This is a genomic window from Pseudomonas zeae (assembly GCF_014268485.2).
Taxonomy (GTDB): Bacteria; Pseudomonadota; Gammaproteobacteria; order Pseudomonadales; family Pseudomonadaceae; genus Aquipseudomonas; species Aquipseudomonas neuropathica.
The window spans coordinates 938,796-961,806 of record NZ_CP077090.1 but is presented as its reverse complement, the minus strand read 5'-3'; the positions used below and the strand labels follow the sequence as shown (position 1 = coordinate 961,806).

Genomic DNA, 23,011 nt, shown 5'->3' with positions numbered 1-23,011 from the left:
CACACTGCTGGTGCGGGACTGCTACAACCCGCACCATTACAGGCTAGTCGCTACGTGAAAAAGCGCCGCGTCCGGCAACATATTTCAACACTCAAATCACAATGCGCAGGCACTGGCCCGCGTGATACAGCGAGAACCCGGCCTCGTACAGGCAACTGCGCAAGCCCACACCGGTCAGGGGCTGCATCGGTGCGAAGGGAATCGGCAGGGCTTGAGGATTTCCGTTACACAGGTAATCAGCGAAAGCCTTGCCGACCACGGTGCCGGTGGTGACGCCACGGCCGTTGTAACCAGTGACGGCCACCAGCCCCGGCGCAGGCTCGAACAGACGCATGAGGTGATCGGGCGTAAAAGCTATACGCCCGGTCCAGGTGCATTCCCACTCGACCGGTTTCAGATTGGGGAAATAATGCTGCTGCACGCGGTCGGCCCAGGCCTTGAGAAACCAGGTCGGTTTTTGATTGCCGTTGCCCAGGCTGCCGAGCAATAACCGCCCTTCTTTGTCACGGCGGATGCTGCTCAACACCTGACGCGTATCCCACGAGCCCTGCCCGCCCGGGAGAATTGCCTGCGCGGCGTCTTCGCTCAGCGGTACCGAGGCGACCTGGTAGTAATAACCGGGGAAGAAGTTGCGTTTGAGTTCGGTCCAGTCGCCTTCGGTGTAGGCGTTGGAAGCGATGACCACTTGCTCGGCCAATACCGAACCGTGTTCGGTCTGCACCGACCATTTCGCGCCCTGACGCTCAAGGCGAGAGACTGGGGAATGATCGAACATTTGCCCGCCGAGTCCGCTCACTGCGTTGGCCAACCCGGTGACATAAGCCATTGGGTTGAGCGTGCCGGCGCGACGATCGAGCAACGCAGCGGCAATTTTTTGCGTGCCGGTGGCTTGCTCGCAGGCCTTGCCGGTCAGCAGTTCGACTGGCGCACCACGGCGCTTCCATTGTTGCTCGCGACTGCGCAGATCCGCCTCGCCCTTGGCGTTGTGCGCCATGTGCAGGGTGCCTTCGCGGCGCAACTGGCAATCGATGTTGTACTTATCCACAAGGCTGAACACCAGCGCCGGCGCCGCTCCGAGCATGCGGTTGAGCTGGCTGCCGACCGCTTCGCCAAACCCGGCCTCGATCTCGTCCGGCGGGATCCACAGGCCGGCGTTGACCAGCCCGACGTTGCGCCCGGAACCGCCGTGACCGGCGCGATGCGCTTCCAGCACGCAGACGCTTTTGCCTTTTTCCAACAGATGCAGCGCCGCCGACAATCCGGTGAACCCGGCGCCGATCACGCAGACATCGACATTTACTTCGCCCCGTAGCGCGGTGTTATCCGGCCTTTGCGGCGTGAGCTTTTCCCACAGACATTCTTCGCGTAACGGCATTGCCAGACTCCAACAGAAACCTGCCAAACACAGTGCTGATCCTGTGGGAGCGAGCTTGCTCCGGGCGGCGTTCCGACGAAAGGGGCGTATCAGCCAACATCAATGTCGACTGACCCACCGTATTCGCGAGCAGGCTCGCTCCCACAAGGAGGGATCTCCACCTGTCAGTCGAATGTGATGCCCTGCGCCAGCGGCAACTCCAGCGAGTAGTTCACGGTGTTGGTCTGCCGGCGCATATAGGCGCGCCACGCGTCCGAGCCGGACTCACGCCCGCCACCGGTCTCTTTCTCGCCACCAAACGCGCCGCCAATTTCGGCACCGCTCGGGCCGATGTTGACGTTGGCGATGCCGCAGTCGCTGCCGACTGCCGACATGAACTGCTCGGCCTCGCGCACATCGGTGGTGAAGATGCACGACGACAAACCTTGTGGCACGGCGTTGTTCAGGCGCAGCGCTTCCTGGAAATCGCTGTAGCCAACTACATAAAGAATCGGTGCGAAGGTCTCACTGCAAACCACATCACTTTGCTCGGGCATTTCAACGATCGCCGGCGAAACGTAGTAGGCGTTGGGGAATTGATCCTCAAGCTGACGCTTGCCACCGAACACCCGACCGCCCTCGCTCAACGCCTGCTCCAGCGCGTCCTGCATGTTTTCGAAGCTGTGCTTGTCGATCAGCGGGCCGACCAGATTGCCTTCCAGCGGATTGCCGATGCGCACTTTCGAGTACGCAGCTTTGAGGCGAGTAACGATTTCTTCTTTCACAGACTCATGGGCAATCAGTCGACGCAGGGTGGTGCAACGCTGCCCGGCAGTACCGACGGCGCTGAACAGAATCGCCCGTACCGCCATGTCCAGATCGGCGCTCGGGCCGAGGATCATCGCGTTGTTACCGCCCAGCTCCAGAATGCTGCGAGCGAAACGCGCGGCGACTTTCGGCGCGACTTCACGGCCCATGCGCGTGCTGCCGGTGGCGCTGATCAGTGCGACACGCGGGTCATCGACCAGCGCTTCGCCGGCATCGCGACCACCGATGATCACTTGGCAAAGGTTCGCCGGGGCATCGCTGAAATTCTTCACCACGCGATCGAACAACGCCTGACAGGCCAGCGCGGTCAGCGGGGTTTTCTCTGATGGTTTCCACACCACCGGGTTGCCGCAAACCAGTGCCAGCGTGGTGTTCCATGCCCACACCGCAACCGGGAAGTTGAACGCGCTGATCACCCCGACCACGCCCAGCGGATGCCAGGTTTCACGCATATGGTGGCCCGGACGCTCGGAGGCAATGGTCAAACCGTACAGCTGGCGGGACAGGCCGACGGCGAAGTCGCAGATGTCGATCATCTCCTGCACTTCACCCAAGCCTTCCTGAGTGATCTTGCCCGCCTCCCAGGAAACCAGTTCGCCGAGATCAGCCTTGTATTCGCGCAGTACTTCACCGAATTGACGCACCAGTTCGCCACGACGCGGCGCCGGTACTTTGCGCCATAGCTCGAACGCATGATCTGCGCGACTGATGTGCTGCTCGACTTCGGCCGGGCCTTCCCAGTTCACGGCGGCGATGCGGCTGCCGTCGATCGGCGAATGCACCGGCACTTTGCCGTTCTGATAAAGGGCCGGGTTCACACCAAGACGATCAAGCAATGCGGCAACCATGGGTCACTCCTCAAGCAAAAAACTGAATGTGTGCGGACGCTTTTTCGCGACCGGGCAGGCCTTTAGTTGTAGCGTCACAATGGCGAGGCAACAAACGACCTTTACGCGAGATATCATTCCGTTTATTCATGCTGCGCACAGAAAGACAAGAAAAGGATCGGCCATGCTCAACAAACGCCACTTGCCCTCGATCACCGCCCTGCAGTGTTTCGAGGCCGTGACCCGGCACCTCAGTTTCACGCGCGCCGCCGAGGAACTGAATCTGACCCAGAGTGCGGTGAGCAAACAGGTCGCGCAGCTTGAAGAGCTGTTGCAGCATTTATTGTTTCGCCGCGTGCGTCGACGTTTGCAGATGACCCCGGCCGGGGATTTGTACCTGGTTGAAGTACGAAAAATCCTCACACAAGTGGAGATGTCGACGCATTACCTGCGTTCCTACGGCGGCGAGACCGAAGTCCTGCGCGTCTCGACGCCCTCGACCTTCGGTGCGCGCTGGCTGGTGCCACGCCTGAAAGGCTGGCGGCTACGCCATCCGTCGATTCATCTGGACTTGTGCAACGAGCAGGAAGCGGATGATCTGCTGCAAGGGCGCAGCGATCTGGCGTTCTATTTCGGCCAGGGTTCACGGCCCGGCACTGAATGCCTGAAGTTGTTCGGCGAAGAGTTGGTGCCGGTGTGCGCGCCGGGCAGCCTGCCTGATAAGCCGTTTACTGATCCGACGCAACTCACCGATCTGGTCCTGCTGCAAAATGCCTCGCGCCCGCAGGCCTGGCACGACTGGTTCGACAGTCAGGGTTATCAGACCGAGCACAGCTATCACGGGCCGCGCTTTGAAACCTTTTATATGTGCATCCGTGCCGCGCAGGTTGGTTGCGGTGTGGCGTTGTTGCCGCGATTTCTGGTGGAGGAGGAATTGGCCGACGGCAAACTGGTCATTCCTTTTGAGCATGCCATGCCCAGCACCGATGCCTATTACCTGGCATACCCGGAGCATGCGGCGGAAGTGCCGAAGGTACGGGATTTCGTGAAGTGGATGCTGGAGCAGATCGATAGCCCGAATGACTGACCCGATTGAAAAATGTGGGAGCGAGCCTGCTCGCGAAGAGGCCGGCACATTCAATACCCATTTCGACTGAAATGACGCCTTCGCGAGCAGGCTCGCTCCGACAAGGGTTCTGCGGTGATCTAAAAAATTGCTGGCAATCTTCGTCCCTGATATGCGCCACTAGCGCCATCGATTGAGACCGCGCACGGGCGCGGCGCACCTGGAGACCCCGTTATGAGCGAGAGCGTGTTTGCCGATCGCATCGTGCAGAACCTGCTCGACACCGACTTCTACAAGCTGACGATGATGCAGGCGGTGCTGCACAACTATCCCAACGTTGAAGTCGAATGGGAGTTTCGTTGCCGTAATAGCGAAGATCTGCGCCCGTATCTGGCCGAGATCCGTTTTCAGATCGAGCGTCTGGCCGAACTGAGCCTGAGCGCCGATCAACTGAGCTTTCTCGAGCGCATCAGTTTCCTCAAGCCGGACTTCCTGCGCTTTCTCGGGCTGTTCCGCTTTAACCTGCGGTATCTGCACACCGGCATCGAGAACGGCGAATTGTTCATCCGTCTGCGCGGGCCGTGGTTGCATGTGATTCTCTACGAAGTGCCGCTGCTGGCGATCGTCAGCGAAGTGCGCAACCGCTATCGCTACCGCGAAACCGTGCTGGAACAAGCGCGCGAACAGCTCTATCGCAAGTTCGACTGGCTGACCGCCAACGCCTCGGCCGACGAGTTGTCGCAACTGCAGGTCGCCGATTTCGGCACCCGCCGCCGCTTTTCGTATGGCGTGCAGGCTGAAGTGGTGAATGTACTCAAACACGACTTCCCCGGGCGTTTCGTCGGCACCAGCAACGTACACCTGTCCCGCGAGCTGGACATGAAACCGCTGGGCACCATGGCCCACGAGTGGATCATGGCGCACCAGCAACTCGGTCCACGGCTGATCGACAGCCAGATCGCCGCGCTTGATTGCTGGGTTCGCGAATACCGTGGCCTGCTCGGGATCGCGCTCACCGATTGCATCACCACCGATGCGTTCCTCGGCGACTTCGACCTGTTCTTCGCCAAGCTGTTTGACGGCCTGCGCCATGACTCCGGCGATCCTGTGGCGTGGGGCGAAAAATGCATCGCGCACTATCACAAACTCGGCATCGATCCGATGAGCAAGACCCTGGTGTTCTCCGACAGCCTGACCCTGCCCAAGTCGCTGGAGATCTTCCGTGCGCTGCACGGGCGGATCAACGTCAGCTTCGGCATCGGTACCAACCTCACCTGTGACATTCCGGGTGTCGAACCGATGAGCATCGTGCTTAAAATGACCGCCTGCAACGGCCAACCGGTGGCGAAGATCTCCGACGAGCCAGGCAAGACCCACTGTAAAGACCCGAATTTTGTCGCCTATTTGCGGCACGTTTTCCAGGTTCCTGCCGATTCCAGTCTATCTAGCAAGGAGTGAATTCATGCAAGCCGTACAGCGTGAGATTGCTGAACAGCTCAAGGTGCAACCGCCGTTCGCCGACCACAAGGCCCTGCAGGCCGAAGTCGCCCGGCGCATCACCTTTATTCAGGATTGCCTGGTCAATTCCGGGCTCAAGACGCTGGTGCTGGGCATCAGTGGCGGCGTCGACTCACTGACCGCCGGCCTGCTGGCCCAGCGGGCGATGCGCGAGCTACGCGACCAGACCGGCGACAACAGCTACAAATTCATCGCCGTGCGTCTGCCTTACGAAACCCAGTTTGACGAACACGACGCCCAGGCCTCGGTGGATTTCATCGCGCCGGACGAGCGCCATACCGTAAATATCGGCCCGGCGGTGAAGTCGCTGGCCAGTGAAGTCGCGGCGTTTGAAGGCAAGCACGCGGTGTCGGTGGACTTCGTACTGGGCAACACCAAGGCGCGGATGCGCATGGTGGCGCAGTACACCATCGCCGGCGCGGCGCACGGTCTGGTGATCGGTACCGATCATGCGGCGGAAGCGGTGATTTCTACCCCCCTACACTGAAGTGCACAATCACTAGCGCACTCGCCTCAAGTCCATCCAGAATCTGATCCGTGAGTCATACTCCACACCAAACATCCTGAGTTGATGAGTGGGGCGTCAGATCATGAAAGTGGTTGCTGTACGAGAAAGAGAGCTCGACCTTAGCAATTCAATCCTCGCCAGCGGCCCATACCGTGAGCAGTTCTTAGCTCAGCCAGAGGGCAGTGAACCAAGCGTGAAAGTGACAGGGTGCGCGTTGATCGGTAACGATGAACAGCTTCTGCCCTTGGTGTCCTCCTACCTTTGCCGGAACTACAGAAACACCTTACTCGCGGACAAAACCGTTGTGTCCTATGCAAGGCGTATCTCTTACCTGCTAGATGACCAGAGGAGAAAGCCTGAGTACGAGACCACCGTCAGAGACGACCTCCTACTGAGTATCGGATTAGGTAATCTCGAAGTGTACTTGGGTCGTCTGGATGCTGCGGGCCTAGCCCCCAAGACAGTGCAGGGTCGAGATGCTGCATACAATCATTTGTTCAGCAACCACCTGAGCATCAGCCTTAACGATCAGCCACCTCTCCGGACTGATAATCCTTATGAGCACGGGCCGATTCGTCCTGGCAAGGCACACACAAAAGAAATCGTCCAACCGTGCAGCATGCTTGAGCTTGAACAGTTGATCTTGCATGCACACTCAGAACGAGAAAGGTGCATGCTGCAGTTGATATACGACTCTGGCATTCGAGAGTCTGAGCTGCCTCATATCACGCTTCAGGACATCCGCAATGCACTTGAGTACCAGAAGCTCCAGTATGTTTCCGCTGACAGTAATATCCCGGTGAATGCGGATTACAGTCCGTTGCATATCTTGGGAAGCAAGGGTAGAAAAAATGCAAAAAAGCCTAGGATAACACTCGTCAGTAGGACAACCCTGGAGCGCATCGAGAACTATCACAGAACACCGCTCTACCACCGACATAGCCAGCGGATAAGAGACCCAAGTAAGACGCCTGCGTTTTTCAATTCACATGGGAAGCCCTATACCACCAAGAGCGTTGAAAAGCTTATTGAGCGTGTAAGCAAGCGGGCCCAGAAGGCTGGGAAGACCAAGCGAAAGATCTCGGCGCACAAATTTCGGCATGGCTCGGCGTACCTCCTCCTCACAAGCCCAGATCTGGGAAAGGATTATTTCGAGCGCCTCGGAATGCTTTCGATAGGGCATGGTCACAGCCACTCCACGACATCTGAGGGCTACACCCAGATCCCTCATGACATCTACCAAAAGCTCTGCAAGCCTGACTCACTCATCAAGACCAAATGCGGAGAGATGCAGGTACTGCGCGAGCGGACGACCAAACGAATCAAAACCGGTGATAGAAAGTGATATCTCAGACCACACCCGCCAGTACAGTTTTCCACGCTGAACGGATCACTTGAACAAACCAGCGACCTCGCCGTAGTCCATGACTTTCGTCCGTAAAAACTCCCCAGCAATTTCTGACGCAGTTGGGCACGACATAGCGACGAAAAAGCCCGGCAGGACAACGACTTAGCTTAAGGGTATGCTGACAGAATACTCTTAAATCATTGATTTACATGGTTTTTTTACCTTAACCTGCTTGACCATCGCTTCGCTATGGTGTTCATTTCCGGCTACCAACCGGGAGGAACCCTCATGCTGCTCTGTGCCCACCTGTACGCCCAAAGAAGCCAAAAATGAGCACTACTCATCATTCGCCCGATGAGCTAGCAGCGGCTCATGCTCACACCGAAGCCGAGCTCCCCAGCCAAGCCAGACGCCCGAAACGTTTGAAATCCGAAGTCACTGTGGCGATTCAGACTTGGGCCACAAGGATCAAAAGCAGCCGCCAATCTCTCTTGAACGTGCAGCTTTCTCAAAGGGGAAAGCTGAGGCCGGCTTACACGTATCTCTTAAAAGAGTTGGAAACGAGCGGCAACACCTTCAACACTAGGGAAGACATCCTCGACTCAATCATCCAGCGAATGATCGAGGAAAAGATCGTGATCCCCGACCACCCCTCAATCGCGAATGAGTGGCGCCGCAAACTTCTCTGCTGGTACGAAAACCTAAGTGAGACAGAGAAGCGAAACATCCCAAGGTTCGGCAATACCATCTCGTCGAAAGCCAGCCTTTACCAGGTTGACGGCATGAAAAACCTGAAACAGGCTCGCGCCAATTTCTCCATCGTTGAACAAACCTTCCAAGAGATCCTCCTCGACCTGACGAACCTTGGCGTAATCAATGCTGATTACAAGAACGGCAAAGAGCAAGCGACTGAAGCCAGGCAAAAAAAACAAGAAGCAAAGCCAAAAGACTCTGTTACCAAGGCGCTCTCTGAGCTCCGGTTTGTCGGACTCTCGAAGTTCGGAGATCTGGCGGAAAACTCCGGTCGCCCCTTCAACAAGCTTCTGCATATGTTCGCCGCCGCGTCGATGAAGTCGAAATCCTCATCCGGCCAGCAAAACTACAGTGACGGCTTCCGGCAGATGGCTATGCATTTGACCGAGGTAGGATTCAAGGGAGGTGAGGATCCTCGTGAATATGTCACGGCCCACTACTTAACGCGGTTCAGGAAGTACCTTGTCGACCAAATGGAATCGGGCACCCTGACGTCGAATTATGCAAATGGGGTTTTGTCCGCAGTCCGCTCAATGTTGAAGCGCACTGTCAAAATTCGAGGCTTTGGCCTTACATCTTTTATCGATGTGCAGGGATTCGACACCGGTCGGCAGACCGATATGTATCGCCCTTATCCTAAGTTTACAAGAACGGCGATCCAGCAAGCCTGTGACATGGAACGGCAACAGACCAACGAGTTGGCGAAGGAGTATGTCTCCTTCCATGGCGGCTGTGATCCGTTGGACGTGAATGGACACATCGTCAAAGGTATGGCCACCTTAGAAAACGCTCGGTGGATCTTCGAGAGCAAACTCGACTGTCGGCCCATCAGCAGGTGGTCGGCGGATGCTGAGAGCAAGTACGAGCAGGGCTTCGCACGTTTACTGAGAATCGGGGGGCTTGGGGTCGCGAAAACCTATGCCAGTTGGGGGGTAATCTACCAAATAACATCTAGGACGATTGCCCCTTACATTACTCGCTTGGCGCAGGTAACAGGCCTTAACGCCGACTCTCTGAAGAGCCTGGATGTCGATGACTTCGTAGAGAGCCACGAACTGACCCAACGGCCTTATCTTCGGTATTGGAAAGAGCGGTCAGGGGGAGGGAAGGTTCTTCACCTTGATCTCATGTACGCGGATTGGACGTGGCTCACAAGGGCACAAAGCATGGAGGTCAGGAAGATCTTCAGCGAGGTCGTTCATCTGACTCGGCACATTCGAGAGCTCGCCGAATGCTCTGTCAAAGAAAGACTGTTTATTTACGAGTCCCAGAAACAAAGCGAATTCAGGAAGGTGAAGTCGTTCGAAAACTCCACACTTATCAACAATGTGATGAACCAGTTTGCCAGGGATCACAATCTCAAAACTGAGGGAGGTGAGGATCTGAATATCTCGGCTTCTCGACTCCGGCCCAGTCTTGTGGCGGATCTTGTTGAGCAGGGCGTCTCAATCAGGGAAATCCAAGTGATTCTTGGTCACGGATCCCACAAAACCACTATCAATTATCTCGATAAGTTGGAATTCAACAAGACGGCTCGAGAGGTCAACTCCAAAGCTCTTACCGAGATTCACAAAGGTACGATCATCCAGGATGCTAAATCGGCGACCAAGCACAAGCCAAGTACCCCAGGTACAAGTTCGTCACCGGTGATCATTAAGACAGGCTTGGTCAGTTGCAGGGACGCCCTAAATCCTCCTGATGAAATCACAAAGCTGCCGAGCTACAAAAAAGGCAATAAGTGCTCGCTGCTGAACAAGTGCTTGTCATGCAGCAACTCCATCATCACCGTATCCAACCTGCCAGACCTATTTGCGATGCAGTGGGACTACATTTCGATTATGTCCACCAGCAATGTCGCAGAAACACCATACGGCACTGTCATCCGTGAAAATCTCGAGGTACTGAACAGCATTCTCACGCCCTCCGAGCATGGGTTCACGGCGGAACAGCTGGAGGAGGCTCGCCGGTTGGCAGAGCACATCGTCACTAACCCGATGATTGAGGCAGTGTCCCTGTGATCCTTGGATTCGATACGCTCATTTACAAAATCAAAGCGGTGCGTGAGCGGTTCTTAGGCTATTTAGGCAATGAGCTCATTGTGGTTACCTCTCATTCCAACGATGGAGTGAACGCACTTGAGTTGCTCGCCGCACTGATGAACCTTCCTGCCAGCAAGTTGAGCCTCGTGAAGAATACGATCTGGGACTTCAACGGTGAATCTCATATCTTGGCAAGAGACATACAGGGCTCAAAATCCCGGATTGACTTCGGAATCTATGAGAGCCTGAACAGCACAATTCTTTTCGAACTGAAGATCGCTATCCTTTGCATGTTGGAGATCCCTGGAGCTCTTCGCCATACCAAGAAGCCTAGAAGCTACAAACCCCATACCGTGCTGGATATCTTCAAGTCTGTGATCCCGTTTATCAATCAGATGTGCGCACGCAAGCGAGTGGAGCATGGGGATCGCTTCTTCGAAGGATCGCATTTCAGCCTCGCAGACTTTACCGAACAAGATTACCGGACTGAGGCTGAGGTCTTCGACCGAGCATTCCGGGGAGTGATGCTCAATGGTTTCCAGGTTCTCAGGTCTCACTTCCTTGTCGAAAATCTTTTTCCCAGGCCGTTGGTGTACGTCGACCTGGAGAATCTTGGGTGGAAGCAAAACAGCGTCAAAAATAAACAAACCCGTACCAGGAGCAAATGGTTCAGCAACAAAATTTTCGAGAAGAGCTCCCGAGAAGGTTCTTTCGCAGTTGTAGATTTCCTTAAAGCGCTGAAAGAGGACATCTCGGATCAGGATACGCTGAGCCGGCTCGATATGATGGGCTACGACCAGGCTAAGAAAGCCAAGATCACGCGGAGAAATTACGACATTTATGTGGCGATACGCCTGACCTCGCGCGGCTATACAGGACTCGAAGTGGAGCCTTACTTGTATAACCTAGAGCCTGTTTTTTGGTCGACTCAAAACGTTGGCATGCTCAAGGACAAAGAAGCGCTGTGTAAATTGACTCGCGCCCCGATGGACAACGACCTGTATGAGTACCTGACACACATCAGCAACAGCGCAAGCTACATCATCGGTCAGTACACCGGTATGAGGCCGTCCGAGCTTTCCGGCTGCTTGATTGATAACTGTCTGACGGTCGACGAATTTGGACACGACCTCATCACCAGCAGGGTCATCAAAAATCGAGAGGCCGTCAGGAAACTCTTCGACGATATGTGGGTTGCAATTCCAATCGTCAAGGATGCGGTAAAGGCACTGCAGATCTTGAACCGGTTCAAGCAGAATCCATACCTCTTCTCGAACATGAATACCATCAAGCCGGGCATGCAGCATGAGGCGAATTCGCTGAGCGGGTCTGGGCTAGGTCATCAGCTTTGCGCATTTTTGTCTAAAACCTTAACCGTAGAAGAGTATGACGAGATCGAAGTATCGCCATACACGCTCAGACATTCGTTAGCGAACCAGATGCTCAGGGCTGCCGTGGGCCTGCCGTTCATGTCCTATCAGCTCAAACACTTTGGTCACCATGCCAGCACCATCGGCCAAGATGTGCGCTGGAGTCAGTTAGGCACCGTCACGATTGACTATGGCGGTATTGGTGAGGCTCTTACGTCAGGTGGTGGCCCAGATGCTCCTGGTCGAGTGCATGCCGAGACGGAATTCATCATGAATTCCCTGAATCCCGCCGGGGGCTATGCAGGCGAGAATGCTCCCGCGCATCGTGCTCGGCTTGAAAACTATTTTAAGGGTTATCTCGAGGCCGGCTATTCGAACAAAGAAATCTTTGAGCGAATGGCTGAGCTGAATTTCGCGGTAATCAATGTGGGCCAAGGCTATTGCTATGGCAACGCAACGGAGTTGGACGATCCCTCAATTCCTTGCATCGGTTCACTGCGCTGTAACCCCAACCGCTGCAAGAATGCCGTGGTAACTGAAGCTAATGCGCCAAAGTGGCAAGAAATCTACGTCCAAAATACCTTAGCACTCAGGAGGTATGAGACAGATCCTGCAGCAGCTTATGCGGAGCTGCGAGACTCAGATGACGCTACCTTGTCCATCGAGCAAATGAAGCTCGCAATTTCAGAGGCCAAAGGGGTGCTCCTTCAACTGGGCATCGAGATGTTGGTATGAGCAGCGCCTATGACTCCAAGAATGAGGAAAACTTTGAGGCTGTCAGTCGGGCGATTGATGCAGCGCTGGAAAAAATAGCAAAGGATCCGTCCATTCCGGCCACCATAAGCCGGCTGGCCAAGCTAGCTAATGTGCATCGGAACACCCTCTACTTCCGCCAATGGCCGAAAGCGCGAATCGAAGAGATCAAGGCGAAACGTGCCCAGCAGAAGAAAGAGCACGCTGCAGCAAAAGCAGCATCTGGCTCACCCGAGAAGCAGTTGGAGCGAAGCAGGCTGGAAATCATCTACTGGTTTACTCAGCTTCAAGATGCGAGGGCTGACAGTGCTTCGCAGGCGAGGACGATCAAGCAGACAGCAGCGGCGCGTGATTACTACAAGGAAGAGAATCAAAAACTGCTTCATAAAATCAACGAGATGCACCATGAGAATCAGCAGCTACATAACATGGTCGATGTATTGGAGCAGGAAATTGCCAGCGGACAACGAAAGCCGAATAGATAGCTCACAGTATTCTCCCCGGTTACTACGACTCTCTAATTCAGTATTTCTGTACGGTTGAGACAGCAGATGCTCCTATTGAATCTCCTCGCAAAGCTGTGGTGCTTTATAAACCACGACCGTCGCCCTGACTGGGAGAAAGCGCGAGAACGCAAGTTCATCCTGGCAACGAACAGCTTGAAAACCCTTTCGGTCACCGACCGGGGCGGCATGTCTATCGACCCCGAAGAGCTGCGCGACCAGATAGTCGCCTCGCGTGAGCAGTTGAAGCATCTTGTCCACAGGCCAGAAGCGCCTAACCGATCATTCAGAGCAGCGGAAGATGCCCAGGTGGAGCCGTTAGTGAGTTCCACCGTAGAGGCCCCGGTGAGCGCCATAGACTGTATCGAGGTGGTGGCTTGGCGTCGGTTGCAGAGCGGCGCTACTGTGCGCTACGTGTGCCTCCACTGTACAAGTACGGGGCGATTCGCTGTCGCTACAGCCAGTCTGTTCACAGAGGCCATGGAGAGTCTCCCGACTTGGGTCGACGGCAATACCAACAGGCAAATCGCGAATGCCCTACAGCTCGATGATCTCCAGTGGTACGCGGCTGTGAGCGAGGCTATGGATGCATGGAATGCGGAGCTCTGATGACCCTGAGTTTTCGGTCACGGCGTGCCCCTGCGGGTAGCGGCTGTCGTGAACCGAGCCTTGGCAAAGCCTGCGTCTCGGCCCTTCGGGCTTCCATCCCGCACGCCTGCGCGCTCCGCTTGCGGTATGCAGAGATCAGTTCCTCCCTGGACAGTGCCTGTAGCTCGCACATTCTGATCCATTGAAAAGTCAAACGTGAGTCTGGCACTGGCTTTCTGAAGGGATAAACGCCCAGATTGGATGCAGGCTGAGAAAAGGGCATTCACCAGTGCGGTGAACAGCTTGATAGGAGTGAACCCGACCGAGGGCGATGCCCTGAAGCCGGGTTTATTCGGATTAAGCGAGCACAGCAGCGGGTTCCGCCGTATCGTCACCGCCTCCCTGTGCCGCTAGATCAGGCGAAACCAGACCTTGGGAGGAAGGGGCATAAGGGTAAAAAGCTTCAAACTTGTCATACGGGAAGAGTGACTGAATTTTGTACACGGCGTTTGTAAGAAACTGAGTCTTCTCTATATCGGCGTAATCACCACTGTACCTTCCAGAGAAGAAGTTGACCTCCCAATAGCCAGCCTTTGGCCGTATTTCTCCCGCAATCCGAGCGGCCTGCATCCCAGTCATACTTGGGTGACCGAGCTCATCAGGTTTTGGAATGTCCTCAGCGACGAATAACACGCCGTCCTTACCTATGGCCCAGATAAGCTTACTCTCAGAGGATGGGTCGTTAGCCACTGAATCGGCCACTTTCTTGTAGGCCTCGTGAACATCAACCAAACGGATTTGTTGCGGATCCCAGAATTTTTTCGCGGTCTTGTTGGTGCCTTTTCCGTTCCGCGAGACCTCGTTCTCTTTAATGTGGTTGGGCGCACGCAATGTCCCATACATGCTATTGAGATGACTTTCGTAGTCATCTCGGCGCTGCTTCACAGCCCTGGTGAACGCCGGGAAGAAGTGCTGATCATCTAGACCGGCGATCTGGCTCTCCTGCCCCTTGAAGCCGGCCAGCATCGCATCTGCATAAATTGGGTCATGAATGTAAATGCCAGATACAGCGTTGCCCAAGGGAATGTCAGTCGCATCCAAGAACACCTGGAAAGCACACTCGGAATCCCAGTAGACATCAATTTGCCACTGTAAGCGTGCGAGGCTGCCAGTCAAGAAACTGAGTTTTTCCTTACGCCAGCGAATCACTCTCTCTTCATCGAGGGTGTAAGTACCCAACACGTCATTGACCTTGCGGTGGGTGTAATGTTTACGGACATCGTCTCGCGCTTGAGCAATCGATGCTAGTTTGATCTCGTACCTGACCGAAGGAACCGGGATCTCAAGCAGAGGACACATTTCATCTTCCAGGTATCCCAATACCTGATCACGAATACGCTCTGCTGTGCCATGAGCGAACTTGAAGTCGATGCGCGTCTTTCTATCTGCCGGGATGATCGAGATATCTGGAACAATAATCTCATGGGGAGCCACCCAGTTAGTGGCATCCGGTTCTCGAATGGACATCGCCAGACCCCAACGACCTTTTACGGCCTCAGGAGTGGATTCCCCGAAAAATTCGTCAAGCATGACCATTTCTGCTCGTGCGTACGGCCCGAGTCGGTCGTCATGAACGTATACCCATTTCGAATCACCCCGGAAGTCATAACCAAGGGCGGTAATTGCGTGCCCAGCTTTGACGTACTCACCAGCTTCGTTGGGTTCCACGCCGTATACTTTTCCCGTCAAAATGACGGGCAGGTTGCTATTAATGTGAGCAACGAGGGACTCTCGGAAAGATTCAGGAGTTGATTCCTCAAGGCTATTGTTGTGATATCGCAGCCCCTCAATATCAAGCGTTCGCTGGATCTGCTTATTGGTAAGCTCTTTATTTGGGAATCCATTACTGGAACCGTCCACAAAATTCAGGGCGGCGGTGGTGATCTCACTGCAGGATTTAATGTCCTTAACACTACGACCAGGCGAACTGTGCAACGCTGTCCAAATGGCGGTGGTAGCACACGCGGCAACCACCTTGTCCTGTTCTTGGAATGCAATTGAGTCGATTGTCAGCTTGATGCCAAAGAGATTCACATCATAAGGCTTGTCAATTTTCTTCTTGCCCACACCTCGGTCACCACTGACACGAAGGCAGGTTTTCCCCACGAATGTCCTGGTGAGCGGTTTGATAACCATGAAACCGAGGTAGTGCGACTGGAGTTGCTCTAGAGTTTTTACAGCATTGTCATCCTCAGCATCATCTAACATTTCTCCCACGTCACCCGCCAGTAGAGCGTCGAGCCGCTTGTGAGTCAGATCGCAACTGAAGAAGTGAAGCCGAGCGCACTTGTAGCCATCGTTGCCGAAACGCCCCAGGTAAAAACGCGAGTAGTCCTCGAGGAAGTCTCGGTCGATGTATTCGTGCTCAAGCAGGATGCTTCCTACCGTCTTCTTACCCTTCGGAATCTCGGGCATGAAGGACTTCAGGTAGTTATAGATGTACTTGATCTGAGGTTTTTTGAAGATGTCAGCGTGATCATAGCCGTATGGCTCATGAATCAACGCTGCCATCGTCGCCTCTTCGAAGCTGGTGATGAGGTATGGAGTCATTGTGATCGCGCAAAAAAAAGCAGCCCATTAGGCTGCTTTCGGATGAAGGGATTTATTAGAGGCTGCAGGTCTTGGCAAGCAGCGTCGCAGTGACTTCTTGTTTAGCGAATTCACGTGCCAGACGGTGGTTAGTCGCGGCCATGCGATCACGAGCCGCCTTTAGGCTGGCTTCATGAGAACCGTTACGGTTACGGGCCTCTTCGATCATACGCTCAAGAGTCATAGCTCCATCCTCTAAGAATTTTGTTCCACGGTGCATCAACGAATTCCAATGCGCGACCACTGCTTTCAATGGAAAAAAACGTAATACTGCCTCGCTAGCAACAGCGGTGCGGATTATCGAGCTCGTTCACCAAGCTTCACAAGCAGTACCTGCCGTCAGCCGACAAGCGGCCTTACGACTAAAGTTCAGACTTGGCGAAAGCCCCAAGGTTCAATAAACAAGCAGCCTTCAGAACTCGGCAAACGGCAGCCCCGTCACAGCTCTGCTTCTCAGGAACGCCATTAAGGCTCTTCTCCTGCTAGTCGTTAGCATAGCGACTAAAACCTCCATCAGGGAGGTGGCCAAGCTGGCCGAAAAATCGTTGATAACCGAGTATGGCATATGGCAATCATCCACTTAAAGTGTATTTTGCCGTTATTTTCGCCCCGTTATAGGGCGCCGGAGCGACGTTTTTTGAGTCTTCCATGCTCCCACTCAGCGTTTTGCTCGTCTGAATGGAAAGGATAGCCGACTAAAGGCTCAGTTATGCGTAGGCCCCCATGGGCCCCACGATGGCGGATTCTTAACGATGTCGATTGAGGTGCTGAGCTCGTCCTGCATGTGTTCAAAAACTCTGTCGAGACTTGGATGAGCTTTCGACTCTCGCAGGGCATTCACTAACGCCAATAGCTCACGCCCTTGAGCCACCGGCATTTGGATGTCGCAATACACGGTGTCATCGTTGTCCCGTTCCACATCTATTCTCCGTCTGCATCAATCCAGCTTGGGCTCACTGCAGGCAGCTCTGTGTGCCTTGAGGTGCTGCATCTCTGATTCCCAACAAGCCAGGAATTTATACCAGTCCGCAGCGTAAGGCCCATCTAACAATCTGGTCGACCCGATACTCGCCTGATTGAAGCGCTCCCTCCAGGGCTGGGGGATAGTCTGCTCCAAAATGATGTCGATTCCGGAGTGGTGATAATGCACGGTTACACAATCCCGAAGCTGGTTGAGCTCAGGTGCCTTGTCAGCATGAGGGGAGTCTTTTCGCTCTTGAAGGTCAAGGTCATCAAGGATGGATAAGGCATCGAACGCCTTCGAATCGCCTGGAGATATATTCGCAAGCATCCACAAAGCCTTTCGTCTCTTGGCCTCCAACTCGCAGAGTTCATCGTCGGGCATTTGAGTTACCTCTTGTTGGCGTTGATGGCGTGCCGCCTGCGGCGTCAGGCTGCTGTGAATCGAGCCCCGCCAAGGCGTGTCTCGCCCCTGCGGGCTCGCATCCCTCACGCCTGCGCGCTCCGCTTGCTTGGTGTCTGAGCCTATGGGAAGCATAGATCGCAACGCATCCTACCCTCATGATTCGGAGCTCGGCATCGCTATTCGAAGCGTTCTGTTATCGTTCTAAAAGTAATTTAGTCGCTCTTATTCATCAGCCTTCTGGGGAGCCGGGAATGGACACAACTCGACGCGTACTAGGCAGAGCCTACCAAACGGTTCGCGATCCTGAGCGTCTGCTCATTGAAGAGCGCGCCGAAGCTCTATCTGCTGCAGGCTACCCGCTGCCAGATGATGATCCGGCTATGTACGCTGAGCAATTGTTGAAGGAGGCCAGAGCGGCAGCTCGTTCGTCGCAGCTAGATGGCGCTGCCGAAGAGGCTCCACTCTCAGCGCGAGAGGTCAGCCAAGTGCTGAGGGAGGTAGCTCTTGGGCGACTAATTATGGTCAGAGCCTGCGAGAGGGGATGGGAAGAAATTTATGCGGAGCGCTTCAAAGTTAATGTCGAAGGTTGGCGAATGTCTATTCATAACGACCGCGATGAGCTGGGCTACTGCGAAGAGTGCATAAGCCCTGACGGACGGCGCTGGTCATTAGACTCGGGAAATCGCTTTGGCACAGATCCCATTGCTATGCTGAGCACATGGGAGCATCAAACGCTTGAGCGTCTCCTGAAGGCGATTTAAGTGGGGCACCCTCCGCCACCCGCCTCTTTAGACATTAACGCAGGCCTGCCAGGCTGCTAGGGCGACTTCCGTGCTCAGATATTTGTCTTTCGTCCTGTGAGTTACAAGGTACTGCCGACTAGGAAGTTAAGAGCTGCCGCCCCCCATTTTTAGCATCAAGGAAGAAAATGAAATACTCATTGCTTGAAGGCGCTCGTGTAGAGGCCACTCCAAAAGCACGTGGTGTTTGCAGTTTTTGTGGTTCCCAGACCGTCGCTAAATGCGGGAACCATGTCGTCTGGCATTGGGCTCATAAACGTTTGGACAATTGTGATCCGTGGTGGGAAACGGAAACGGCATGGCATCGCGATTGGAAGAATATGTTCCCAACCGAGTGGCAGGAAGTTGTGTTGCAAGCGTCTTCAGGGGAGCGACATATAGCAGATGTCCGAACGCCTTCAGGGATGGTTATTGAGTTTCAGAGATCGACGATACATCCTGAAGAGGTAATCGCGAGGCAAAACTACTATCAAAATATGATCTGGGTGATCGATGGCACGCGAACTGAGTTCGACAGGTACAACTTCAGAATGGGTTTGTCAAAAGTGTCGGAGAATGGACTGGCTTCATTTAGCTGGCATTCCCGCAGCAAGCTTTTTGCTCGCTGGTGGGTTTCCAAACCCGTGTTCATCGACTTCGGCCCCGATTTCGGTATATGGCGCGTCTTAAGATTCGATCCGACTCAAAAACGTGGAGTGGTGGCTTACACACACAAGGAAAAGCTGGTCGAATGGATCACCAACGGCACCACCGATTTTAGCTTCAATGGAGGCCCGGCCTCTGACAAATCCGGTACGGCGGATCAATAAAAACCGACCAAGTGTCTAGCGGGCATCTCTGTCCTTCGGGCTTCTTGCTGTTCTAGCTTGCAAATCAAACACCTTGAGACTACTTAGGGACGGGACGCTCATAAGGTGCTCTCAGGGTATGCCTATACCCGCAAGACACTTGCTGACTCATCATTGAGCTATGCTGGGTCGACATCAAGGAGTCCATGTAGATGCCCAGTGAATACTCGCTATCAGATGTGCTGGAAAGGATGTACCAAAATCAGCTCGCCCTTGAAGCTGCTCTCATGGAGCTGACCCTCCAGGTCGAAGCCCAGGGGCATGCGGAGGTCGGGGACAACGTTCGTGGCGCGCTCTACACAATTGGTGAGAACGCTGGTCATATCAAACAGGGTCTAGCCCGGCTCAAAAAGCTCCCATGAGGCAGCCACTGTTCGATTTTGATCTCAAACGCGTTTCCCGCACGCACTACATCACTGGCAAGGCCGCGATCAACTTTCCGCACGCTGGAAGCACTACAGGTGGGTGGCATTTTCTGTCCTACTTTGACCGAGAAGCAGGGGCGGCGAAGGTGTCTCTGGCAGGTATTCACTATCCAGACACCACCGGTTTTTTTGATCACGCGGGCGTCATTGACGTCACTGAACAACTAGCCAAGCTTGGTTGGTTTGCAGAGGGGCGACGACTCTTCATGGCGGATCACTACCGAGCAGCAGCGGACATGGTTGTGAAATGGGCCCTGAGTGAGTCCAGGCACTGCAATGTCGAGGTCGCTGAATGGTTTCCATCACCAGAGTGCAGGCAAGAGCTACTCATGCTTTTAGATTTAGGAAAACCGAAGCTTCTCGAAATGGGCAGACTGCAAAAAATGGAAGCCTGGCTAATCTCGCACTGATGTCAACGCCGCCCTTATTTTCTAGCCGTATTCAGCTCCCGACTCAGCCGTGAATGCCGCCTCGAATTTCGTCACTTAGTCTCAAGTGCTTGCCTGGACAAACCGTCCAGAATCCCCAGAATCTGATCGTCATTGAGCGCAAATTTGGGCACAAACTCCATGCCGACCGGCAAGCTATCGTGAGGACACATCAGTGCTCCCTTACCCTCACCGAACTGCTGGCTGATGAAGGTTTTGAGGTTGCTTGGCGTTTTAGTGGCGTAGGCGCTTCGGAAGATCGACAGGTCGCAGAGGACACCTGCGAGCATTACCCAGGCGTGACCGTCCCATTTGGCGTCCACAAACTCTCCCTCGTAGGTTGCCCCTGGAATGTTCCCCCTGCATTCGAAAGCATACTGGCCGTTAATCAGCAGGTCTCCCAGGACGACAACTGCGGGTATCCCTTGAGATTTGAGAATGGCATTGAAGCCAGCACTGACCATGACGCAAGAACCAAATGATGGAGGGATCGATTCGAGCGTTTGCATAGCGGCGCTAACGATTACATCGGGATCGGTAATCTGGAACCCTGCGTAATCGGAATAGGCCTCCGCGCCACGGTCGCGGATAATAATGTTTACTAAGGTTGAAGGCACAAAGGATCCCTTGGGCATTTATTCGACCTTGTCGGTCATTTGCGTTCGTTCTGACCAACCGTTGCTTCAGATTCAATCGGCAAAACTGCTTCCGGTTGGGGCTAAAAAGAATTGGAGCCAGCGTCTATCTCGCGTTGACGCTTTCGCTCAAGATAACGCTTGTACAAGATGTTCTCCCCTTGATCCTCTAGCCATTTCACGAATGCAGAGACCTGTGAAACAGCGTGCAGAAATTTCTCGGTAGTGATGTGAATGTGGGGGCGATATAGCCATTGCCGACTCTCGTCATCTGCGTCCTCAATCAAGTTTTTCTCTCGATCACTCACGAAAAATGGGCTTGGCATCTTCTGGAGCGCATCGTCAGAATATCGAGATGTTTCGAAGATCAGGGAGTCGGGATGTTGGATGCTATTCCTCGCCAGCACGAGTTCTTCAATCAAAGCGAAATCGAATGGGCCATCCTCAAACCGGTCTGAACCATGGGCCAGGTAGAATGCTCTGTAGCCATTTGGCCATCCGCCATTTTTGAATTCTGATTTGAGTGAAGGCCCTGGAGCAGGCCCAAGCTGACGCTCCCATTCTTTTAGATATAAGTGTAGTGACGCTGCAATCATTGATAAGCATGCGCTACCCAGCACCTGCACTGATGAATCAGCTTCTAGCCATTCATTCAAATATGCAGGTTCTCCATCTTCGCTATAGGGCGGGATGAAGGGGGCTTCTTCGTTCTCAATTTTCCTTTTGCGGTCGTCAAACGGGCTCGCCCCATTCAGATAAAGCTGCTTGATAAAAGCTAGCCGCTGTTCAAGGAAGTACCGAATGTCCATTTCGCTGTCCTAGTAGGTAATTGTCATTCCCGGCCTACACTCGGATCACGGGCTCGGAGGACGGTATCACGACTACGCTGAGCAAAGAGGTGCAAGTGTCAGCAGCCGACCCCAATTCATCGAGACCTCAGTAAGGCCTCAGGACTTGTCTGCTCTCTGTCGGGTTCCTGTCGTGTTGTGTCATCAGCAGCTTCTTCATCATGAGCCGTACCGACAATCTCATGGAGCTTGAAAATGAATACAAACACCTCGTCTAGCCAGCCTCGCGTGTTGAGCCTCGAAGAATTTGCCGCACTCATCCGCAAAATGCGGGAGATTTTTCAATGGTCACAGGAGACTCTGGCTGAGCTTGCAGGCTTGAACGTACGGACTGTACAACGCGTTGAGAATGCCAAGTCGGCAAGCACTGATACTCGACGTGCGCTCGCAGTTGCTTTCGAGATCGAAGACATCGATGCCTTCAACAAGCCCTTCGACATCCCCTCAGAAGAGGAGTTGAGAGCAGAGAAAGCCCGTATTGAGCGCGACTACATCACACTACCGGCGCTGCCTCTGTCGACTGGACACCAGCTCGCTAAGCTTGCAGAAAGCTCCACAGTAGATATTTCCCAACCCGGATTTGAAATGCAGCGTGATGCCCACGAGGTCTTTGCGTCGCTCGTGGACTATTTTCGCGACTATAGGGACTGCGCCAGCGATTATTCAGAAAGCGCCAAATTTGCCGTTTACGACGAGATGCAGGAGCTGATCAATGAGCTGCAAGGGCTTGAGGTATCAATTCAATATGCGACTCGCAAAGTACATCTGAAGATTTCTGGCGAGCAGTCAGAGGCGAAGCCCTTGACCGTCCAGATGTCGTATTTAATTGCTTTCGAACGAGGAAAAGCACCAGGCGAGTTTGCGGTGCAGAAAAAACTGGATTTTCCATTCTGACCGGAACCGCCAAAGGATGCTTAATCGACGCCATGCGACAGTTCGAACGAGATGACGTCCTTCGGGCTGCCGCAGGAGACGTAGATGCCTTGCTAAGAGTGCAGAGGCGCAAGGACGTTCTGAAGTGGAATGCCCTGAAGCGGAGAATAGCGTTGCAGAACGCCACGCCGTCTTGGGCTGACCATGAGGCAATTGACGCGTACTACACTGAGGCCAAGCGGCTTTCAGTAATGACAGGTAGTAAGCATGACGTTGATCACATCATTCCTCTTCAAGGTAAGCATGTTTGCGGGTTGCATGTACCCTGGAATCTGAGAGTGATCACGAAAACTGATAACGTCAGGAAGCACGCTAACTGCGGTGATGAAGACGTCATAGGCTATCTGGCGGAGCATGGATTCAAGATACTCTTTGGTGTTAACAAGCTTAAGCGAGCAATCAAGTTGGGTAAGCGTGAAACGGTTCTGTTCGTCAGTCCCAAAGAACAGATAGTGTTGAGTATTGCATACGCTCAGGGGGAGTTTGTTATCGATACTGCTCCTGAGGGGGCAGTCACCCCGTCAGTGGTTATGACTGCGGTCTCATGACACGGCCAGCCCTGATGTCTAAGAATGCACTATCGGCTTGTCAGATCGAACGCAGTCACTGGTCAAGCCCACTCAA

The 23,011-nt window shown here is 54.1% G+C and carries 21 protein-coding genes and 1 pseudogene; 14 read left to right on the top strand and 8 right to left on the bottom strand.

Annotated elements, in window-relative coordinates; all coding sequences use genetic code 11:
• Nucleotides 1-91 precede the first annotated feature (91 nt).
• On the bottom strand, nt 92-1,375 hold the full coding sequence (amaA, locus tag HU754_RS04180) for an L-pipecolate oxidase (protein WP_186621026.1): 1,284 nt from the start codon (nt 1,373-1,375) through the stop codon (nt 92-94).
• A gap of 164 nt (nt 1,376-1,539) precedes the next feature.
• Nucleotides 1,540-3,030 carry an L-piperidine-6-carboxylate dehydrogenase gene (gene amaB, locus HU754_RS04175; RefSeq protein WP_186621028.1) on the bottom strand — a complete coding sequence of 497 codons (1,491 nt, stop codon included), beginning with the start codon at nt 3,028-3,030 and terminating at the stop codon, nt 1,540-1,542.
• Between the two features lie 163 nt (nt 3,031-3,193).
• Between amaB and HU754_RS04170 the strand changes: the two genes are divergently transcribed.
• From HU754_RS04170 to HU754_RS04135, 8 genes and pseudogenes are all read left to right on the top strand, one after another.
• A complete protein-coding gene (locus tag HU754_RS04170; RefSeq protein WP_095047312.1) occupies nt 3,194-4,096 on the top strand; it encodes a LysR family transcriptional regulator in 903 nt (300 codons plus the stop codon).
• Between the two features lie 213 nt (nt 4,097-4,309).
• A complete protein-coding gene (pncB, locus tag HU754_RS04165) occupies nt 4,310-5,533 on the top strand; it encodes a nicotinate phosphoribosyltransferase (RefSeq protein ID WP_093430192.1) in 1,224 nt (407 codons plus the stop codon).
• Between the two features lie 4 nt (nt 5,534-5,537).
• Nucleotides 5,538-6,062: pseudogene (nadE, locus tag HU754_RS04160) on the top strand (NAD(+) synthase); the annotation flags it as partial.
• A 121-nt stretch (nt 6,063-6,183) separates the two neighbouring features.
• Nucleotides 6,184-7,446 carry a tyrosine-type recombinase/integrase gene (locus HU754_RS04155; protein WP_131672202.1) on the top strand — a complete coding sequence of 421 codons (1,263 nt, stop codon included), beginning with the start codon at nt 6,184-6,186 and terminating at the stop codon, nt 7,444-7,446.
• A 332-nt stretch (nt 7,447-7,778) separates the two neighbouring features.
• Nucleotides 7,779-10,220, top strand: coding sequence for a tyrosine-type recombinase/integrase (locus HU754_RS04150; protein ID WP_186621037.1), 2,442 nt, complete (start codon nt 7,779-7,781; stop codon nt 10,218-10,220).
• A complete protein-coding gene (locus HU754_RS04145) occupies nt 10,217-12,346 on the top strand; it encodes a site-specific integrase (RefSeq protein WP_186621039.1) in 2,130 nt (709 codons plus the stop codon). The genes HU754_RS04150 and HU754_RS04145 overlap by 4 nt, the downstream gene beginning before the upstream one ends.
• Entirely contained in the window at nt 12,343-12,849 is a 507-nt protein-coding gene (locus HU754_RS04140) for a hypothetical protein (RefSeq protein ID WP_186621041.1), read from the top strand. The genes HU754_RS04145 and HU754_RS04140 overlap by 4 nt, the downstream gene beginning before the upstream one ends.
• 66 nt (nt 12,850-12,915) lie before the next feature.
• Entirely contained in the window at nt 12,916-13,476 is a 561-nt protein-coding gene (locus HU754_RS04135) for a hypothetical protein (protein WP_186621043.1), read from the top strand.
• A gap of 336 nt (nt 13,477-13,812) precedes the next feature.
• Here the strand turns inward: HU754_RS04135 and HU754_RS04130 are convergent, their stop codons facing one another.
• The 4 genes from HU754_RS04130 to HU754_RS04120 form a co-directional block, all read right to left on the bottom strand.
• Nucleotides 13,813-16,026: a hypothetical protein gene (locus HU754_RS04130; protein WP_186621045.1), complete on the bottom strand. Its 2,214-nt coding sequence runs from the start codon at nt 16,024-16,026 to the stop codon at nt 13,813-13,815.
• A 94-nt stretch (nt 16,027-16,120) separates the two neighbouring features.
• Nucleotides 16,121-16,288 carry a hypothetical protein gene (locus HU754_RS04125; protein ID WP_010203399.1) on the bottom strand — a complete coding sequence of 56 codons (168 nt, stop codon included), beginning with the start codon at nt 16,286-16,288 and terminating at the stop codon, nt 16,121-16,123.
• 519 nt (nt 16,289-16,807) lie between these two features.
• The gene (locus tag HU754_RS29355) at nt 16,808-17,023 is read right to left on the bottom strand and encodes a hypothetical protein (RefSeq protein WP_225919962.1); all 216 of its coding nucleotides are present in this window, start codon (nt 17,021-17,023) and stop codon (nt 16,808-16,810) included.
• A gap of 18 nt (nt 17,024-17,041) precedes the next feature.
• A complete protein-coding gene (locus HU754_RS04120) occupies nt 17,042-17,449 on the bottom strand; it encodes a hypothetical protein (RefSeq protein ID WP_186621047.1) in 408 nt (135 codons plus the stop codon).
• A 272-nt stretch (nt 17,450-17,721) separates the two neighbouring features.
• Here HU754_RS04120 and HU754_RS29350 point away from each other — a divergent pair, with 272 nt between their 5' ends.
• From HU754_RS29350 to HU754_RS04100, 4 genes are all read left to right on the top strand, one after another.
• Nucleotides 17,722-18,231 carry a DUF7693 family protein gene (locus tag HU754_RS29350; protein WP_225919961.1) on the top strand — a complete coding sequence of 170 codons (510 nt, stop codon included), beginning with the start codon at nt 17,722-17,724 and terminating at the stop codon, nt 18,229-18,231.
• Nucleotides 18,232-18,398: 167 nt separating this feature from the next.
• Complete coding sequence (locus HU754_RS04110; protein WP_070994350.1) at nt 18,399-19,079, top strand: competence protein CoiA; 681 nt, start codon at nt 18,399-18,401, stop codon at nt 19,077-19,079.
• Nucleotides 19,080-19,270: 191 nt separating this feature from the next.
• Nucleotides 19,271-19,480 (top strand): hypothetical protein, encoded by a 210-nt coding sequence (locus HU754_RS04105; protein WP_127649286.1) that lies wholly within the window; start codon nt 19,271-19,273, stop codon nt 19,478-19,480.
• Nucleotides 19,477-19,953, top strand: a complete 477-nt coding sequence (locus tag HU754_RS04100; RefSeq protein WP_127649284.1) for a hypothetical protein — start codon at nt 19,477-19,479, stop codon at nt 19,951-19,953. Before HU754_RS04105 ends, HU754_RS04100 begins: the two co-directional genes overlap by 4 nt.
• Nucleotides 19,954-20,024: 71 nt before the next feature.
• On the opposite strand, the gene HU754_RS04095 is transcribed toward HU754_RS04100, so the two are convergent.
• Together HU754_RS04095 and HU754_RS04090 are read right to left on the bottom strand one after the other, a co-directional pair.
• Nucleotides 20,025-20,606, bottom strand: coding sequence for a hypothetical protein (locus HU754_RS04095; protein WP_186621049.1), 582 nt, complete (start codon nt 20,604-20,606; stop codon nt 20,025-20,027).
• Nucleotides 20,607-20,689: 83 nt separating this feature from the next.
• Complete coding sequence (locus tag HU754_RS04090) at nt 20,690-21,415, bottom strand: hypothetical protein (RefSeq protein ID WP_127649281.1); 726 nt, start codon at nt 21,413-21,415, stop codon at nt 20,690-20,692.
• A 234-nt stretch (nt 21,416-21,649) separates the two neighbouring features.
• Between HU754_RS04090 and HU754_RS04085 the strand changes: the two genes are divergently transcribed.
• Both HU754_RS04085 and HU754_RS04080 read left to right on the top strand, forming a co-directional pair.
• A complete protein-coding gene (locus HU754_RS04085) occupies nt 21,650-22,348 on the top strand; it encodes a helix-turn-helix domain-containing protein (RefSeq protein WP_177114167.1) in 699 nt (232 codons plus the stop codon).
• A gap of 32 nt (nt 22,349-22,380) precedes the next feature.
• Nucleotides 22,381-22,935 (top strand): HNH endonuclease signature motif containing protein, encoded by a 555-nt coding sequence (locus HU754_RS04080; RefSeq protein ID WP_186621051.1) that lies wholly within the window; start codon nt 22,381-22,383, stop codon nt 22,933-22,935.
• The last annotated feature ends 76 nt before the right edge of the window (nt 22,936-23,011 follow it).

Coding starts and splice junctions, on each gene's coding strand:
- amaA (WP_186621026.1), bottom strand. CDS start 1,375: ATGCCGTTACGCGAAGAATGTCTGTGGGAAAAGCTCACGCCGCAAAGG.
- amaB (WP_186621028.1), bottom strand. CDS start 3,030: ATGGTTGCCGCATTGCTTGATCGTCTTGGTGTGAACCCGGCCCTTTAT.
- HU754_RS04170 (WP_095047312.1), top strand. CDS start 3,194: ATGCTCAACAAACGCCACTTGCCCTCGATCACCGCCCTGCAGTGTTTC.
- pncB (WP_093430192.1), top strand. CDS start 4,310: ATGAGCGAGAGCGTGTTTGCCGATCGCATCGTGCAGAACCTGCTCGAC.
- HU754_RS04155 (WP_131672202.1), top strand. CDS start 6,184: ATGAAAGTGGTTGCTGTACGAGAAAGAGAGCTCGACCTTAGCAATTCA.
- HU754_RS04150 (WP_186621037.1), top strand. CDS start 7,779: ATGAGCACTACTCATCATTCGCCCGATGAGCTAGCAGCGGCTCATGCT.
- HU754_RS04140 (WP_186621041.1), top strand. CDS start 12,343: ATGAGCAGCGCCTATGACTCCAAGAATGAGGAAAACTTTGAGGCTGTC.
- HU754_RS04135 (WP_186621043.1), top strand. CDS start 12,916: ATGCTCCTATTGAATCTCCTCGCAAAGCTGTGGTGCTTTATAAACCAC.
- HU754_RS04130 (WP_186621045.1), bottom strand. CDS start 16,026: ATGGCAGCGTTGATTCATGAGCCATACGGCTATGATCACGCTGACATC.
- HU754_RS04125 (WP_010203399.1), bottom strand. CDS start 16,288: ATGACTCTTGAGCGTATGATCGAAGAGGCCCGTAACCGTAACGGTTCT.
- HU754_RS04120 (WP_186621047.1), bottom strand. CDS start 17,449: ATGCCCGACGATGAACTCTGCGAGTTGGAGGCCAAGAGACGAAAGGCT.
- HU754_RS29350 (WP_225919961.1), top strand. CDS start 17,722: ATGGACACAACTCGACGCGTACTAGGCAGAGCCTACCAAACGGTTCGC.
- HU754_RS04110 (WP_070994350.1), top strand. CDS start 18,399: ATGAAATACTCATTGCTTGAAGGCGCTCGTGTAGAGGCCACTCCAAAA.
- HU754_RS04105 (WP_127649286.1), top strand. CDS start 19,271: ATGCCCAGTGAATACTCGCTATCAGATGTGCTGGAAAGGATGTACCAA.
- HU754_RS04100 (WP_127649284.1), top strand. CDS start 19,477: ATGAGGCAGCCACTGTTCGATTTTGATCTCAAACGCGTTTCCCGCACG.
- HU754_RS04095 (WP_186621049.1), bottom strand. CDS start 20,606: ATGCCCAAGGGATCCTTTGTGCCTTCAACCTTAGTAAACATTATTATC.
- HU754_RS04090 (WP_127649281.1), bottom strand. CDS start 21,415: ATGGACATTCGGTACTTCCTTGAACAGCGGCTAGCTTTTATCAAGCAG.
- HU754_RS04085 (WP_177114167.1), top strand. CDS start 21,650: ATGAATACAAACACCTCGTCTAGCCAGCCTCGCGTGTTGAGCCTCGAA.
- HU754_RS04080 (WP_186621051.1), top strand. CDS start 22,381: ATGCGACAGTTCGAACGAGATGACGTCCTTCGGGCTGCCGCAGGAGAC.